This window comes from Streptomyces sp. NPDC058052 (assembly GCF_042885515.1).
Classification (GTDB): Bacteria; Actinomycetota; Actinomycetes; order Streptomycetales; family Streptomycetaceae; genus Streptomyces.
The window spans coordinates 187,822-202,810 of record NZ_JBHVRX010000003.1 but is presented as its reverse complement, the minus strand read 5'-3'; the positions used below and the strand labels follow the sequence as shown (position 1 = coordinate 202,810).

At 75.5% G+C, this 14,989-nt stretch carries 18 protein-coding genes; 13 read left to right on the top strand and 5 right to left on the bottom strand.

Features of this window, described 5'->3' with window-relative positions:
- Nucleotides 1–545 precede the first annotated feature (545 nt).
- Together ACFVU3_RS05660 and ACFVU3_RS05655 are read left to right on the top strand one after the other, a co-directional pair.
- Nucleotides 546–1,823, top strand: a complete 1,278-nt coding sequence (locus ACFVU3_RS05660) for an MDR family MFS transporter (protein WP_390063952.1) — start codon at nucleotides 546–548, stop codon at nucleotides 1,821–1,823.
- Nucleotides 1,824–1,936: 113 nt separating this feature from the next.
- Complete coding sequence (locus tag ACFVU3_RS05655) at nucleotides 1,937–2,155, top strand: hypothetical protein (RefSeq protein WP_390063950.1); 219 nt, start codon at nucleotides 1,937–1,939, stop codon at nucleotides 2,153–2,155.
- A gap of 54 nt (nucleotides 2,156–2,209) precedes the next feature.
- On the opposite strand, the gene ACFVU3_RS05650 is transcribed toward ACFVU3_RS05655, so the two are convergent.
- Nucleotides 2,210–2,746: an isochorismatase family cysteine hydrolase gene (locus tag ACFVU3_RS05650; protein ID WP_390063949.1), complete on the bottom strand. Its 537-nt coding sequence runs from the start codon at nucleotides 2,744–2,746 to the stop codon at nucleotides 2,210–2,212.
- Nucleotides 2,747–2,890: 144 nt separating this feature from the next.
- Between ACFVU3_RS05650 and ACFVU3_RS05645 the strand changes: the two genes are divergently transcribed.
- Together ACFVU3_RS05645 and ACFVU3_RS05640 are read left to right on the top strand one after the other, a co-directional pair.
- On the top strand, nucleotides 2,891–3,178 hold the full coding sequence (locus ACFVU3_RS05645; protein ID WP_390063947.1) for a hypothetical protein: 288 nt from the start codon (nucleotides 2,891–2,893) through the stop codon (nucleotides 3,176–3,178).
- A gap of 126 nt (nucleotides 3,179–3,304) precedes the next feature.
- On the top strand, nucleotides 3,305–4,510 hold the full coding sequence (locus ACFVU3_RS05640) for an MFS transporter (RefSeq protein ID WP_390063945.1): 1,206 nt from the start codon (nucleotides 3,305–3,307) through the stop codon (nucleotides 4,508–4,510).
- Here the strand turns inward: ACFVU3_RS05640 and ACFVU3_RS05635 are convergent.
- The 3 genes from ACFVU3_RS05635 to ACFVU3_RS05625 form a co-directional block, all read right to left on the bottom strand.
- Nucleotides 4,488–5,285 carry a class I SAM-dependent methyltransferase gene (locus ACFVU3_RS05635; protein WP_390063943.1) on the bottom strand — a complete coding sequence of 266 codons (798 nt, stop codon included), beginning with the start codon at nucleotides 5,283–5,285 and terminating at the stop codon, nucleotides 4,488–4,490. The two genes, ACFVU3_RS05640 and ACFVU3_RS05635, sit on opposite strands and share 23 nt — an antisense overlap.
- A gap of 233 nt (nucleotides 5,286–5,518) precedes the next feature.
- Nucleotides 5,519–6,169 (bottom strand): hypothetical protein, encoded by a 651-nt coding sequence (locus tag ACFVU3_RS05630; RefSeq protein ID WP_390063942.1) that lies wholly within the window; start codon nucleotides 6,167–6,169, stop codon nucleotides 5,519–5,521.
- A gap of 2 nt (nucleotides 6,170–6,171) precedes the next feature.
- Nucleotides 6,172–6,762, bottom strand: a complete 591-nt coding sequence (locus tag ACFVU3_RS05625; RefSeq protein ID WP_390063940.1) for an SRPBCC family protein — start codon at nucleotides 6,760–6,762, stop codon at nucleotides 6,172–6,174.
- Nucleotides 6,763–6,768: 6 nt separating this feature from the next.
- On the opposite strand from ACFVU3_RS05625, the gene ACFVU3_RS05620 reads away from it, so the two are divergent.
- The 6 genes from ACFVU3_RS05620 (at nucleotide 6,769) to ACFVU3_RS05595 (ending at nucleotide 11,168) form a co-directional block, all read left to right on the top strand.
- Complete coding sequence (locus tag ACFVU3_RS05620) at nucleotides 6,769–7,917, top strand: HAD family hydrolase (protein ID WP_390063938.1); 1,149 nt, start codon at nucleotides 6,769–6,771, stop codon at nucleotides 7,915–7,917.
- 130 nt (nucleotides 7,918–8,047) lie between these two features.
- A complete protein-coding gene (locus ACFVU3_RS05615; protein ID WP_390063936.1) occupies nucleotides 8,048–8,359 on the top strand; it encodes a CDGSH iron-sulfur domain-containing protein in 312 nt (103 codons plus the stop codon).
- 48 nt (nucleotides 8,360–8,407) lie between these two features.
- Nucleotides 8,408–9,427: an iron-containing redox enzyme family protein gene (locus ACFVU3_RS05610; protein ID WP_390063934.1), complete on the top strand. Its 1,020-nt coding sequence runs from the start codon at nucleotides 8,408–8,410 to the stop codon at nucleotides 9,425–9,427.
- 4 nt (nucleotides 9,428–9,431) lie between these two features.
- Nucleotides 9,432–10,088, top strand: coding sequence for a nucleotidyltransferase family protein (locus tag ACFVU3_RS05605; RefSeq protein ID WP_390063932.1), 657 nt, complete (start codon nucleotides 9,432–9,434; stop codon nucleotides 10,086–10,088).
- Nucleotides 10,081–10,344 (top strand): BON domain-containing protein, encoded by a 264-nt coding sequence (locus ACFVU3_RS05600; protein ID WP_390063930.1) that lies wholly within the window; start codon nucleotides 10,081–10,083, stop codon nucleotides 10,342–10,344. Before ACFVU3_RS05605 ends, ACFVU3_RS05600 begins: the two co-directional genes overlap by 8 nt.
- The gene (locus ACFVU3_RS05595; protein ID WP_390063929.1) at nucleotides 10,341–11,168 is read left to right on the top strand and encodes a metallophosphoesterase; all 828 of its coding nucleotides are present in this window, start codon (nucleotides 10,341–10,343) and stop codon (nucleotides 11,166–11,168) included. Before ACFVU3_RS05600 ends, ACFVU3_RS05595 begins: the two co-directional genes overlap by 4 nt.
- A 177-nt stretch (nucleotides 11,169–11,345) precedes the next feature.
- Here ACFVU3_RS05595 and ACFVU3_RS05590 read toward each other — a convergent pair whose 3' ends face one another.
- A complete protein-coding gene (locus ACFVU3_RS05590) occupies nucleotides 11,346–11,543 on the bottom strand; it encodes a hypothetical protein (RefSeq protein ID WP_390063927.1) in 198 nt (65 codons plus the stop codon).
- 127 nt (nucleotides 11,544–11,670) lie between these two features.
- On the opposite strand from ACFVU3_RS05590, the gene ACFVU3_RS05585 reads away from it, so the two are divergent.
- The 3 genes from ACFVU3_RS05585 (at nucleotide 11,671) to manA (ending at nucleotide 14,780) form a co-directional block, all read left to right on the top strand.
- Entirely contained in the window at nucleotides 11,671–12,339 is a 669-nt protein-coding gene (locus ACFVU3_RS05585) for a DNA alkylation repair protein (RefSeq protein WP_390063925.1), read from the top strand.
- Between the two features lie 120 nt (nucleotides 12,340–12,459).
- A complete protein-coding gene (locus tag ACFVU3_RS05580; protein WP_390064302.1) occupies nucleotides 12,460–13,425 on the top strand; it encodes an ROK family protein in 966 nt (321 codons plus the stop codon).
- 125 nt (nucleotides 13,426–13,550) lie between these two features.
- Nucleotides 13,551–14,780 carry a mannose-6-phosphate isomerase, class I gene (manA, locus tag ACFVU3_RS05575; RefSeq protein ID WP_390063923.1) on the top strand — a complete coding sequence of 410 codons (1,230 nt, stop codon included), beginning with the start codon at nucleotides 13,551–13,553 and terminating at the stop codon, nucleotides 14,778–14,780.
- Nucleotides 14,781–14,989: the final 209 nt, after the last annotated feature.

Sequence of the window (14,989 nt, the reverse complement as noted above, 5' to 3'; positions counted from 1 at the left end):
GTTCCCCGCCCGTGGTTCGCGTTCCATGTCGGTCATGTGCTCTTCGCCTCCGAGCTGTCGTGGATCAGCGGTGCGGAAGTGCTGTGAAGAACGGGAAGAACTCGTGCGATCCGCATCCACCGGGCCCGTGCCGGCGCTGCGGGCCCAAAAGTCTGACTGATCCTCATATATCGCGGTACATCAGTGCATGGGGCCGGTGCGCGAGTAAGATCATAGGGATGGAGAGCGTCACGCGAAAGACCCCGCTGACCTCGCCGTTTGCGGAAAACTCCGTCAACTCCGAAGAATCGGCGGGCATGTGCGGGCTCTTTCGCGGACCACGGTAGCGTCCGGCGGGGAACACCGTCACTCTTCCGCCGAAAGGTTCCCTATCTCCCCGGTGAACCACATTCACGGGCGGTTCACCCACCTGTCCGAGAGGCGCGTGGCGCGTTCCCGCCTTTCGCGGAACCGCTCCGGCCGGTATTCATTCGGTGTTCGGCCCGGCGGAACTCCGGTCTCGTACCGTCCGCCCCGTCCGACACCGTCACGACGAAGGGGCACGCATGCGATTCCGGCCACTGACGAAGGCGCGCACGTCCTTCGCCGCGACCTTCGGCGGGCTCCCGTCCGGCTTCTGGTGGCTCTGGACCGCTCAACTCATCAACCGCGCCTGCGGCTTCGTGATGCCCCTGCTCGCCTTCTACATCACCGAAGAGCTGGACCGCAGCGCCGCCTTCGCCGGCACGGTCGTCGCCGGCATCGGCGTCGGCTCCCTCGTCGCGGGGCCGTTCGGCGGTGCCCTCGGCGACCGGTTCGGCCACAAGCCGACGCTCGTCGGCGCCCTGGGCGCCACCGCGGCCAGCATGATCGCCCTCGCCTACGCCCGCTCCCCGTGGACCCTGCTCATCGGCGCCTTCGTCGTCGGCGTCACGAACAACGCGACCCGCCCCGCCCACAACGCGCTCATCGCCGACGTCATCCCCGGCAAGGACCAGGTCCGCGCCTACTCGCTCAACTTCTGGGCCATCAACGTCGGTTACTCCATCGCGATGCTCTCCGTCGGCCTCGTCTCCCTCACCGGATACACCGCCCTCTTCTGGCTCAACGGCGCCACCACCCTGATCGGCGCCGTGATGATCGCGACCCGCGTCCCCGGCCGCTCCCGGACCACCGCACCCACCGAGGCCGAGGAGGCCGAGGGATTCGGCGCCGTCCTGCGCGACCGGTCCTTCGTCGCGTTCGTCGCCGCCCAGTTCCTCGTCCTCACCATCCTGCTCCAGTCGGAGAGCGGACTGCCCATCGCGATGGGCCAGGACGGGTTCTCGCCGAGCACCTTCGGACAGGTCGCCGCGCTCAACGGCATCGTGATCGTCCTCGTGCAACTGCCGCTCACCCGGCTCTACAAACGCTTCCCCGAATCCTGGGTGCTCGCCGGCTCCTCGGCGCTGATCGGCGTCGGCTACTCCGTCCTCCTCTTCGGCCACACGGCCTGGATCTACGGAGCCTCCATCATCGTGTGGACCCTCGGCGAGATCGGCAACACCCCCACCAGCTTCGCGCTCGTCGCCCGCATCTCCCCGGACCACCTGCGCGGCCGCTACCAGGGCCTCTACCAGGTCGCCTGGACCGGCTCCGCCGTCGTCGCGCCGCTGGTCGGCGGCTGGGTGATCCACACCTGGGGCGCCGCCCCGCTCTGGATCGGCTGCCTCGTCGTCGCCCTCGCCGCCGCGGCCGCCCAGCTCGGCATCGGCACCCGCCTCACCCGCCGGGTCGCCGCCACCGAGACACCGGACGACCGCCCGGAACCCGCCACGTCGTCCCCCGCCCCCGAGGCGGGCTGAACCGCGCCGAAGCGGGCTGACCCGCCCCTGAACCCGGAGGGAACCCCTCCGCCCGCCCGTCCGTCCTTACCGGTGGAACGGTGATCCATCGTGTGCGACCCGAGCGAGGTGCCATGCGGACGAACGACCCGAACACGCTGGAGACGACCCTGGCCGACGGCCGGCGGATGACGCTCTCCCTCCGCGCCGACCGCGCGGACCAAGCCGCGGACGGCCTCGCCGCGCTGCGCCCGGTGCGCCCGACCCACACCGGCCGGGGCCAGGAACCGCCCGCCCTGCCCGACCGCCCCGCCCTCCCGCTGGAGGTGGCCCTCCTGGGCCTGGGCTTCTAGATCCGGCCCGACGGAGCGGGACGGAGCGGGGACAGGACGGGACGGACGGGACGGTCAGAACGTGACGTCGGCGGCGTCGACGATCCGGCCGTCCATGTTCCGCTCGATCATGCGCAGCGCCGCCCGCGCCAGGTCCGCGTGGATGTGGGCGACCGCGTCCCGGGGCACCGTCACGCCCAGGTGCCGGATGTGGGCGTCCAGCGCCGAGTACAGCACGCACTGCTCGGTGACCTGGCCGGTGAGGACGAGGTCGGTCACCCCGAGGGAGCGGAGCAGGTACGCGAGCGGCGTCTCGTAGAACGCCGAGTGCCGCGCCTTGACGACGAAGAGCGCGTCGTCGTCGGGCCGCACCGGCTCCACCAGGTCCGGGTGCCGGCCCGCGAGGGCCAGGTCGAGGATCTCCCCGTGGTGGGAGCGCCACTGGCCGAAGTTGTCGTTGGCGTAGACGACCGGGGCCCCGGCGGCCCGCGCGCGCCGCAGCAGGTCCACGAGCGCGGGCAGCGCCGCCGTCACGGACGGCACGAGCCGATCCGCGTCCTCGTGCGCGTACGTGTTCAGCATGTCGATCACGACGAGCGCCGAGCGTGTCATGGCGGGCCGCCCTCCTCCGCGTACCGGTACCTCCGGCATACCGGCACGGTCCGGGGCGCGCACCCGGAGCGGGTGCCGTCCCCGGCCCGGCGTGGTGTGCTGGGGGTGAGGGGGTGGAGCGTCGCCTCACGAGGAGGAAGGGTCATGGCGATCCTCGTCCACGCCGTCCTCGGCGGAGTCAGCACGGACCAGTACGACACGCTCAACGCCAAGCTCCAGTCCACGCCCGGGATCTTCGACGGCTGCCTCTCCCACGCCTGCGTGAGCACCGACAGCGGTCTGGAGATCTTCGACGTCTGGGCGAGCGAGGAGCAGATGAAGGCGTTCGCCGACAGGATGATGCCGATCGCGGCCGACCTCGGCTGGAAGGACCAGCCGATGCCCCGCGTGGTCAGCGTGCACAACCACTGGGTGCCGGGCGCCGGCGGCTGACCGGGGGCCGGCGCGGCCGGGGCGGGAGCCGGGGACCGGCCAGGAACCGATGGTGTGCGCCCAGCGGTGTGGCCGGCCCGCCGTGCTGCCGGGGAGCGGGGCGAGGCGCGGGTTACGGTCGCCGGTATGGCCGGAGATCGACGCGGGTGGCTGCCCTGTCTGCTCGGCGGAGCGGTGTTCGTGGTGTGCATGGCGGGCACCACGCTCCCGACCCCGCTCTACCCCCTCTATCAGGAGAAGTTCGGCTTCTCCGAACTCACCGTCACGGTGGTGTACGCCGTCTACGCGTTCGGGGTCATCGGCGTGCTGCTCCTCGCCGGCAACGCCTCCGACACCATCGGCAGGCGCCCCACCTTGCGGTGGGGACTCGCGTTCGCGGCCGCCAGCGCCGTCTGCTTCCTCTGCGCCGACGCACTCGGCTGGCTGTACGCGGGCCGGCTGCTGTCCGGGCTCTCGGCGGGCCTCTTCACCGGCGCCGCCACCGCGTACGTCATGGAACTCGCCCCGCCCGGCGGCACCGCCCGCGCCACCCTCGTCGCGACCGCCGCGAACATGGGCGGCCTCGGCTGCGGGCCCCTCCTCGCCGGTCTCCTCGCCGAGTACGCCCCCGAGCCGCTGCTGCTGCCCTTCGCCGTCCACCTCGTCCTCGTCGGGGTCTCGGCCCTCGTCCTCCAGTGGCTGCCCGAGACGGTGGCGGAACGCCGCCCCCTCAGCGCCGTACGGCCGCGGAAACCGGCCCTCCCCGCGCGCGTGCGGGCGGTGTTCGTGCCGGCGGCCGTCGCCTCCTTCGCCGGCTTCGCGCTCTTCGGGGTCTTCACCTCCGTCAGCCCCGCCTTCCTCGCCCGCTACCTGCACGTCGACAACCACGCCGTCAGCGGCCTCGTCGTCGCCCTCGCCTTCTTCGCCTCCACCGCCGGGCAGGTCGCCGCCGGTCATTTCGGAGCCACCCGCTCGCTGCCGCTCGGCTGCGCCGTCCTCTTCGGCGGTCTCGTCCTGCTCGCCTGCGCCCTGTACACCGACCAGCTCGTCTTCATCGTCCTCGCCGCGCTCGTCGGCGGCACCGGCCAGGGCCTCGCCTTCCGCGCGGCGCTCTCCGCCGTCGCCGCGGCCTCGCCCCCCGACCGGAGGGCCGCCGTCATCTCGTCCCTCTTCGTGGTGGCGTACACCGGCATCTCGATCCCGGTGATCGGCGTCGGCCTGCTCGCCGACCCCCTCGGTCTGGAGGGCGCGGGCCTGGTCTTCATCGCCTGCATGCTCGTCCTGGTCGCCTCGGCCGCCGCCTACCTGCTGCGGCGGACCGGGCAGCGCGCTAGCGCCGGCCCCACGCCGTGAGCATCCCGGCCGACAGCGCCGCGCACTGCGCCGACTCCAGGTAGCGCACCGCCCCGTCGAGGCCGGCGTCGTCCACCAGCCCCGTGGCGACCATCGCCGTCCGGCTCCGCTCCCAGGTGTCCGCCCAGAACCGGCTGATCGGGCTGCCCGGCACCAGCGGCGGCACGTGGATCTCGGCGGCCACGCCGCTCAGCCCGGACGCGCGCAGCAGGGCCGGGTACGACGGGACCCAGGAGACGTCGGTGCCGATGGTGTCCCGCAGTCCCCGCCACATCGCCCGCATCGCCCGCGTGTACGGCGTCGCGGGCGCCCCGTCGCTCGTCAGGTCCACGGCGTCGCTCAGCACCAGCACCCCGCCGGGTTCCACCAGCTCGGCCAGCCGGGCCACCACGCGCTCCCGCTCCGGGAGGTGCATCAGCACGAACCGCGCGTGGACGAGCCGGAACCGGCCCGGGGAGAAGTCCGGCGCGGTGACGTCGGCCTCCAGCAGGTCGAGCCCGGGCACGGGCCGCTCGGCGAGGAACCGCACGTCCCGGTCGACGGCCAGCACGCTCTCGACCCCGGCCTCCTCCAGGAGGCGGCGGGAGACCGTGCCCGTACCGGCGCCGACGTCGAGGCAGCGCCACCCCGGCCCTGCGCCGAGCGCCGTCAGCCGGGCCAGGGTGACGTCGTCGTAGGCGAGCGCGCCGAAGTCGATCCGCTCCCCCTCGCCGGCCTGCTCGGGCCGGAACACGGCCTCGCCGTACCGGCGGCGGTTGCTGTCGTGCGGGTGCATGGGCGGACGGCCCCTTCACGAGGAGGACGGCGGACGGCGGGGGAGGGAGAGCACGACGGGGGAGGTGGAGGGAGGTGGAGGGGGGTGGAGGGAGGCGTACGGCGCCGGGCCGCCGCCCCACTGATCCTCCGCCCGTCCGAGCCTCCGAGCCTCTGCTTCTTCCGATCCTCCGCCCCGGCCGCGCCCGCCGCACCATCGAGGACGGCCGTTCGGCCGAGGCCCCGTCCCGCCCCTCAGGCGGGCGCCGCGGGCCGGCCCGCGGCCGACGCCGACGAGGCCCGGGCCGCCTCGGGCGAGTCCTGGGCCGCCTCGGTCGGGTCCTGGACCATCTCGGGCGAGTCCTGGGCCGCTCCGGACAGGCCCCGCGCCGCCTCGGTCGGGTCCTGGACCATCTCCGACGGTTCCTGGGCCGCCTCGGACGGCTCCTGGGCCGCCCCGGGCGCGGCCTTGGGCGTTCCGCTCAGGTGGACCAGGCGGACGTGGTGGTCCACCCGGGCCAGCTCCCGTCCGTGACCGTCCGTCAGACGCCCGGTCACCCGGTAGAGACCGCAGTGGGCCTTGCCGACGGGCATCCGCTGCGGCGGGAGCCGCACCTCGTACGGTCCCCCGCGGCGGAAGCCGCCGAGCGGCGTCCGGTGGGAGACCGGCGCCCGCCCGTCCCGGACGCGTTCCTCCTCGAAGACCAGCGCGTCCACGTCCAGGCCCAGCCGGAAGGTCAGCCCCACGCTCACCACCGTGCCCTCGCCGAGGACCAGCGGAGCGGCGTCCCTCGCCCCGGCACCCAGGGCCACCGCGATACGGCCCCGCTCCTCGGTGTGCAGGGAGACGTCGAGGAGACGGAAGCCGGAGCGGGGGCCGGAGCCGGGGGAGCGGGTGCCGTCCATGACTACATGGGTCCGTCGTACGGCGGGCCGGCCCGCCGCGGCACGGTCCCGGACGGGGGCGCGGGCATGCCGCCGGGGAGCATGTCCCCTTCGGGGGCGGCCGGGGCGGCGGGGGCGGGTTCGCCCGAGCTGTCGGCGGGGCGGAGGCGGCCGCGCCAGCCGCCGGTCGCGTGGTCGCGGTCCTCGATGTAGTCCTTGAACCGGTGGAGGTCGCCCTCGACCTGGCTCTCCACGACCCCGATCGCCTTCGCGGCCTTGTCGGCGATGCCCGAGGGCTCCACCTCCATGCTGAGCCGCACACGCGTGTGCGCGTCGTCCACCCGCTCGAAGGTGACGACACCCCTCTGCTTCACGTCCCCGCCGACCGTCCGCCAGGCGATGCGCTCGTCGGGGAGCTGGTCGATGATCTCGGTGTCGAACTCGCGGGTCGCCCCCGCGACCTTGGTCCGCCAGTGGCACAGCCGGTCGTCGAGCTGCCGGACCTCCTCGACACCGCTCATGAAGCGGGGGAACTCCTCGAACTGCGTCCACTGGTCGTAGACCTCGCGCAGCGGGGCCTCCACCTCGATCGTGTCGTGCACCATCTCGGTCATCTCCCTGTGTACGGCGGAGTACCTTTCGGCGCGCGGCTACCCGCCCGCACAGGCCCTAACCCCTCCGCCGCCCCGCAGGCCCTGCCCCTCCGCCGCCGCGGGTCCTACCTCCTCCACCCCGCCCGTCTCGCCCTCCACCGTCAGCCCCGTCCGCCGCCCGCCCTGTCCTCCACCGTCCGCCCGGTCCAGCCCCCGGCGGCCGTCACCGCCACCCGCCGCGACGCGCGCCCGCCCGGCTGCCGGGTCCGCGTCCTGCGCCGCGACCTCGCCGCACCGGTCGCGGGGGAGCGGTTCGAGCGGCGCGGCCTCGTCCCGCCGGGCACGCGGACCGAGCGGCTCGTCGTCATCCGCGCGGTCAGCGCCTTCGCCCCCGCATGGCCGGGCCGGGCGAGGGCAGGCGCACGGTGCCGGCGCCCGGGGACGGCACCGGCCCAGCGGCACCCTTCCGCCCCGGGAGACGCCATGACCCCGCACCCCGCGCCCCGCCCCCGCGGCGTCGCGCTGTTCGACGTCGACGGCACCCTCGTCGACACCACCTACCTCCACACCCTCACCTGGTGGATGGCCCTGCGGCAGCACGGCCACACCGTCCCGATGGCCCGGATCCACCGCGCCGTCGGCATGGGCGCCGACCGGCTCCTCGACGCCGTCCTCGGCGACGGCCGCAGGGCGGGCGAGGACGACGCGATCGCCGGCGCCCACAGCACGCTCTACGCCACCTGGTTCGACACCCTCGCCCCCTTCGACGGCGCCGCGGAACTGCTGCGCGCCACCGCCGCCCGCGGCTGGCGCATCGTGCTCGCCAGCTCGGCGTCGGAGGAGGAGGTGGCCGCCGTCCGCGCCCGGCTCGGCGCCGACGACGTGATCGACGCGGCCACCACCGGCGCCGACGTCACCGCCACCAAACCCGCCCCCGACCTGGTGCGGGCCGCCCTGGCCAAGGCGGGCGCCGACCCCGAGGACGCCGTCCTCGTCGGCGACACCGTCTGGGACGTCGAGGCCGCGGGACGCGCCGGGGTGCCCTGCGTCGGACTCCTCACCGGCGGCACCACCCGCCGCGAACTGGAGGACGCCGGAGCCGTCGTCGTCCACGAGGACGCCCTCACCCTCCTCCGGCACCTCGACACCGGCCCCCTGGCCCGCCCGCCACGCTGAGCGGCCGCGGCGGACGCCGCCGGCGCCCGGGCATGGACGGGCCGGGAAGGGGGCAGGCGCCAAGGCGTCCGTCCCGTGGGACCGGAGCCGTACACTCCTCCGCCCCACGGCCCGCCCCCGGAGGTACGCCGTGGACACCGCGCACGACCCGCCCGCAGCCCCGCGCCCCGAGGACCCCGCCGCACGGCCCGGCACCGCCCCGCCGCCGGCCCCCGGGTCCCGCCCCCGCGCCCCCGCCGTCCGGATCACCCCCCTCGCGGAGGGCCCCCTGCTCGTCGAGGGCCCCGTGGAGGTCGTGGCGGCCGACGGGACCGTACGCCGCAGCGACCGGCCCGTCGTCGCGCTGTGCCGGTGCCGGCGCAGCCTGCGGGACCCGTTCTGCGACACCAGCCACCGCCGCCGGGCCCGGTCCCGGCGGGCCGACCCCGCGCCGCCCGCCTGACGGCCCGGACGCCCGGACCCGGGCGCCCCGCACCGAGGAGACCGCGCCATGACGACCACCGCCCCGCACGCCGAGGGGACCCGGGCCCCCGCCCTGCCCCCGGACCGCGGGGACCTCTCCGCCGCCGTGACCGCCCGGCTGCGCGGCCGGTCCGGCGCGCTGCCCGGGCCCGGCGCCGTCGCGGCGGCCGACCCGTACGGCGAGGACGTCCAGCTGGCCCTGCACCTCGGCTACGAGCTCCACTACCGCGGCTTCGCGGACGTGCCCGACGCGGCCGAGTGGGACCTCGGCCTGCTGCGGCTGCGGGCCCTCCTGGAGGACCGCTTCGAGGAGGCGCTGCGGGAGGAGTGCGCCGGATCCGCGACGCCCGCCGAGGTCTTCGACGGCCTGCTGACCGAACCGCCCGACGGCGGCGGCGTCTCCCGCCACCTGATGCGCCACGGCACCCTGGAGCAGCTGCGCGAGCACGCGGTCCTGCGCTCCGCGCACCAGCTCCGCGAGTCGGACCCGCAGGCTTGGGTGCTGCCCCGGCTCCGGGGGCGCGCCAAGGCGGGCATGGCGACGGTGCTGTACGACGAGTTCGGCGCCGGCCGGGAGGAGCGCGTCCACGCCCGGCTCTACGCCGGCCTGATGCGCGCCCTGGGCCTCGACCCGGGCCACGGCCACTACCTGCCGGTCATCGGGGCGCCCGCCCTCGCCACCGCCAACGTGATGTCGCTGTTCGGTCTCCACCGCGCCCACCGGGGCGCCCTCGTCGGCCACTTCGCCGTCCTGGAGATCACCTCCCCGCCCGCCGCGTCCTGGCTCGCCGCCGCCCTGCGCCGGTGCGGGGCGGGCGAGGACGCGGCCCGCTACTACGACGAGCACGTCGAGGCCGACGCCGTCCACGAGCAGCTGGTCCGGCGCGAGGTCGTCGGCGGTCTGCTCGCCGAGGAACCCGGACTCGCCGCCGACGTCGCCTTCGGCGCGCGGGCCACCGTCCTTCTGGAGGACGTCCTCGCCGAAGCCGTCACCACCGCGTGGCGCTCCGGCGGCACGGCCCTGCGCGCCCCCATCGAGGAGGCATGAACCCATGGCACACGCCACCCACACCAGGGAGGACGCCGGGGGAGGCGGCCGCGGCACGGACCTGCTGCCGCCCGACCACACCCAGGCCATCCTGGAGGTCACCAAGGAGGTCGGCGCCGTCCTGAAGAACTCCGGCTGCCCGTTCGCCCTCGTCGGCAGCGTCGCCGCGTACGCGTACGGCATCCCGGTCCGGCTCCAGCACGACACCGACTTCGCGCTGCGCGCGGAGGACTCCGAGACGGTCGTCCGGCTGCTGCGCGAGCGCGGCGTCCGGATCGTCGATCCGCCCGAGGACTGGCTGGTCAAGGCCCGCAGCGGCGGCGAGCAGATCGACCTGATCTTCGCCCTCGCCGGACGGGCCGTCACCAGGGAGCTCCTCGACCGGGCCTGGACCCTCCCCGTCGACTCCGTCCACCTGCCGGTGATCGACCCCACCGACCTCATGACCGGCCGCCTCGCGGCGCTCTCCGAGCACCACTGCGACTACGGCGCCCTGCTGCCGGTCGCCCGCGGCCTGCGCGAGCGCGTCGACTGGGACCGGGTCCGCGAGGAGACCCGCGACCGTCCGATGGCGGTGGCCTTCCTCTACCTGCTCCGCCTTCTCGGCGTCCTCCCGCACACCCCGCCGGCGGAAGAGGAGGGGGCGGACGGCCGTGACTGACCGGACGGAGCCGTACGCGGACGACTACCGCATCGCCCTGCTGCGGGAGCGGCTCGCGGTCGACGGCCAGGCCGAGCTCGGCGTACGGGTGGAGCGGCGCGGCGGCGTCGTCCTGCTCAGCGGGACCGTGCCCAACGCCACCCGCCGCGACGAGATCCTGGAGCTCGCCCGCACCACCCTCAGCGGGTGCGTGGTGCGCACGGAGGTCGCCGTCGCCGGCCGTGACGCGCCGGACCACGGGGAGGAGCTGCCATGAACCTCCTCGGACCGGAACGCGCCGGCCGGCAGGCCGCCGTCCGTGTCGCCGCGGTCGGCGACATCCACCTCGGCGAGGACTGCGCGGGCCTCCTCCGCCCCGCCTTCGAGACCCTGCCCGACTGCGCCGACCTGCTGCTGCTCGCCGGCGACCTGACCCGGCACGGCTACGCGGCCGAGGCCCAGGTGGTGGCCGGCGAGGTCGCCTCCCTCGGCGTCCCCGTCGTCGCCGTCCTCGGCAACCACGACCACCACGCCGACGAGCCGGACGAGGTCACCCGGGTGCTCCGCGACGCCGGGGTGCAGGTCCTGGAGGGCGAGAGCACCGTCCTGCCCGTCGCCGGCCACAAGGTCGGCGTCGCCGGGACGAAGGGCTTCTGCGGCGGGTTCGTCGGGCGCAGCGCGGGCGAGTTCGGGGAGCCCGAGATGAAGGCGTTCGTCCGGACGACCCGGCGGAGCGCGGAACGACTGGCCCGCGCGCTCGCCGAACTGGCCGGGCACGGCTGCGCCGTCCGCATCGCCCTCACGCACTTCTCCCCGGTGCCCGACACCCTGGCGGGCGAACCCCTGGAGATCTACCCCTTCCTCGGCAGCTACCTCCTCGCCGAGGCCATCGACGCCCAGGGCGCCGACCTCGCGGTCCACGGCCACGCCCATCTGGGCACCGAGCACGGCATGACGGCGGGCGGGGTCCGCGTCAGGAACGTGGCCCAGCCCGTGATCGACCACGCCTTCGCCCTCTACCGCCTCCCCCTCGACGGCCACCGGGAGACCACCGCCCCCACGACTCCCGTGACGGCCCCGGCCCGCTACGGGACGCGCTGACGGCCGGGCGGGGGCGCCGCGGGAACGGGGCCGGCCGGCGTCGGCCTTCCGACGCCGGTGGACGCGGACGCCGGTGGACGCGTGGGCGGAGCCGGCCGGTGGTGATTCCGCCGGTGGTGATTCCGGAGGCGGGCGGGTCGGGCTCGGTGCTCACCGGAGCCGCCGGGGTCCGGCCGCTCAGTGGGCCGCGGCGCCGAACTCGGCGTGCTGGGCGCGGAACACGAGGTCGTTCTCGTCCGGCGGGGGCCGGCCCAGGAAGCCGCGCCGCGCCAGGGACCTGGCCTCCCGCATCAGCGTGCGGAACTCCTCGTCCGTGAGCCCGGACCGGCAGCCGGTACGCGGGTCGGCCGCCCCGTTCCGAAGGTGCTCGCGCATCGTCCTCGCCGCCTTCCGGCTCCCTGGATGTTCACGCACGGCGTCTACCCGGAACGGCCTCCTCCAGCCGTCGGGACCCGGGCGACGTAGGCTGGCACGCGGACGCGCGAGGGAGCGGGAGGGCCGGATGGGCGACACGACGGTGGACGAGGTGCTGGCCGAGCTGGCCGCGCTGGAGAACCCCCGGACGCGCGAGGTCAACGAGCGCCACGGCGACGACCACGGCGTCAACCTCTCCCAGCTGCGCGCGGTCGCCAAGCGGCTCAAGACCCAGCACGAGCCGGCCCGCCGGCTGTGGGCGAGCGGCGACACCGCCGCCCGGCTCCTCGCCACGCTGGTCTGCCGCCCCAGGTCGTTCGAGCGCGACGAACTCGACGCGATGCTCCGCGAGGCCCGCACCCCCAAGGTCCACGACTGGCTCGTCGCCTACGTGGTCAAGAAGAGCCCGCACGCCGAGGAGCTGCGCCGCGGCTGGCTCACGGACCCGGACCCCGTCGTGGCGAGCGCCGGCTGGGCCCTCACCACGGAGCGGGTCGCGAAGCGCCCCGACGGCCTGGACCTCGACGCCCTCCTCGACACCGTCGAGGCGGAGATGAAGGACGCCCCCGACCGGCTCCAGTGGGCGATGAACCACTGCCTCGCCCAGATCGGCATCGAGCACCCCGGCCATCGCGCCCGGGCCCTCGCGATCGGCGAACGCCTGGAGGTCCTCAAGGACTACCCGGCCTCCCCGGGCTGCACGTCCCCCTACGCCCCCGCCTGGATCACCGAGATGGTCCGGCGCCGCGAGGCGTAGCGGCCGCTTTGCTGAACGTTTGCTGAACCGGAGAGGCCGACTGGACAAGGTCGACAACGTTGTCAGAGGGTGTGTCCAGTGAAACCCGGCCGCACGGCCGTGAGGGAGAGGTGGGACGTGATGGTGTACGGCGCGCTCGACGTCGGAGGCACGAAGATCGCCGGGGCGCTCGTGGACGCGAGCGGGCGGCTCGTCGCGCGCGCCCAGCGGCCGACACCGGCCCGGGACACGGCGGAGGTCCTGATGGACGCCGTCGCCGAGGTCGTCGGCGAGCTGGCGGCGCACCCCGCCTGGGCCGGCCTCTCCTGCCTCGGCATCGGCAGCGCCGGACCCGTGGACACCGTCGCCGGCACCGTCAGCCCGGTCAACATCCCGGCCTGGCGCGCCTTCCCCCTCGTGGAGCGGGTACGGACCCACCCGGCGGTCCCGGCGGGCATCCGGCCCGTCCTCGTCGGCGACGCGGTCGCGATGACGGCCGCCGAGCACTGGCTGGGCGCGGCCCGGGGCGCCGCCAACGCCCTCTGCATGGTCGTCTCGACCGGCGTCGGCGGCGGTCTCGTCCTCGGCGGCGCGGTCCACCCGGGCACGACGGGGAACGCCGGCCACATCGGCCACATCACCGTCGACCAGAACGGTCCCCTCTGTCCCTGCGGCGCCCGCGGCTGCGTCGAGCGCTTCGCCAGCGGCACGGCGATCGCCGCCCACGCCCTGGAGTCCGGCTGGACGCCCCCGCCCGGTGCCCCCGCCACCGCCCGCGAGGTCGAGACCGCCGCCCGCGCCGGGGACCCCCGGGCCCTCGCCGCCTTCGACCGGGCCGCCCGCGCCCTCGCGGCGGCCGTCGCCGCGACCGCCGCCCTCGTCGAACTCGACCTCGTGGTCATCGGCGGAGGAGTGGCCCAGTCGGGCGACATCCTCCTCGCACCGCTCCGCCGGCACCTCGCCTCGTACGCCGTCCTCGACTTCACCCGGAACGTCCGCGTGCTCCCCGCCGCGCTCGCCCTGGACGCGGGCCTGATCGGCGCGGCGGCGATCGCCGCGGAGACCGGCGAGCACCCCGTCGCGCCCCTGCGCCACCGTCGCGCCTGACCCTCGCCCGGACCCGCTTCCCACCCTCCGTCCCCTCTCCCTCCCCTCTCCCTCCCCTCGCTTCCGTCTGTCCCCCTCAGCCCCCTCTCCCCTCCCGCCGTCCACCCGCATCCCGAAGAGGCACCGTGGATCCGCTCCTCAACACCGTCCAGCCCTACGCGTGGGGCTCCACCACGCTCCTCCCCGCCCTCAGGGGGGTGCCGCCCACCGGTGCGCCGCAGGCCGAGGTGTGGATGGGGGCGCACCCGGCGGCGCCCTCGCGGATCCGGCGGGGCGGGGACGTCGTACCGCTCGACCGGGTCGTCGCGGGCGACCCGGAGGGGGAGCTGGGGGCGGGAGTGCTGCGGCGGTTCGGGGCCCGGCTGCCGTTCCTGCTGAAACTGCTGGCCGCCGACGCGCCGTTGTCCCTCCAGGTGCATCCCGACCTCGCCCAGGCCCAGGCCGGGTACGCCCGGGAGGACGCGCTCGGCATCCCGGCGGACGCGCCGCACCGGACGTACCGCGACGACCAGCACAAGCCCGAGATGATCGTGGCGCTCACGGAGTTCCGGGGGCTCTGCGGCTTCCGGGACCCGGGGGAGTGCGCCGGGCTGCTCGACTCCCTCGGCGTGCCCGCGCTGCGGCCGCACGCCGCCACGCTGCGGACCGGGAGCGGGAGCGGGACCGGGGCGGAGGCGCTCGCCGCGGTGTTCGGCGCCTTCCTGCGCCCGCCCGCGGGGCTGCTCGACGCCGTCGTCGCCGCGCTCGGGACGCCCGGAGGGCCGTACGCCACCGACCTCGCCGCGTACCGGGACGTCGCCCGCGCCCACCCCGGTGACGCCGGCGTCCTCGCCGCACTCCTGCTGCGGTACGTCGAACTCGCCCCGGGCCAGGCGCTGTTCCTCGGCGCCGGCATCCCGCACGCGTACCTCTCCGGCCTCGGGGTCGAGATCATGGCGGGCTCGGACAACGTGCTGCGCTGCGGGCTCACCGGCAAGCACGTCGACGTGGACGAACTGCTGAGGGTCGTGCGGTTCGCCGCCCCTCCGGCCCGGATCGTCACCCCGTGCCCCGGCCCCGGCGGCGAGGAGGTGTACCCGGCCCCCGTCGACGACTTCCGGCTGTCGCGGCTGCGCCCGCACCCGGGTCTCCCGCCCTTCCCGCTCGCCCTCGACGCACCGCAGATCGTGCTCTGCACGGAGGGGCGGGTGGAGGTCCGCACGGGCGGCGGCACGTCCGGCGGCGCGACGGTCGTGCTCGGCCCGGGGGACTCCGGCTATCTGCCGGCCGGCGCCGACGCCGTCCTCGGCGGCGAGGGGACGGCCTTCCGCGCGACCGTCGGAATCGCGCGCGGGCGCGTGACGCTCACCCCTTAACCGGTTATGCGGCGCCTCTCGGGCGTGTTCGCGGCAGCCCTCCGCCCCCGGCCGCGCGGCCCGCGGCGAAATACGCCGAAGAATGCGTGACCCGGGCTCTCCTGACGCATCCTCACGCGCCTTCCGCGCCGGCCCGCCCGCGGGCCCCGATTCCCCCGCCGTCCGGCACGAGCCGCAGCAGTACGGGCCGGGCGGCGGGGTTCTCCCCG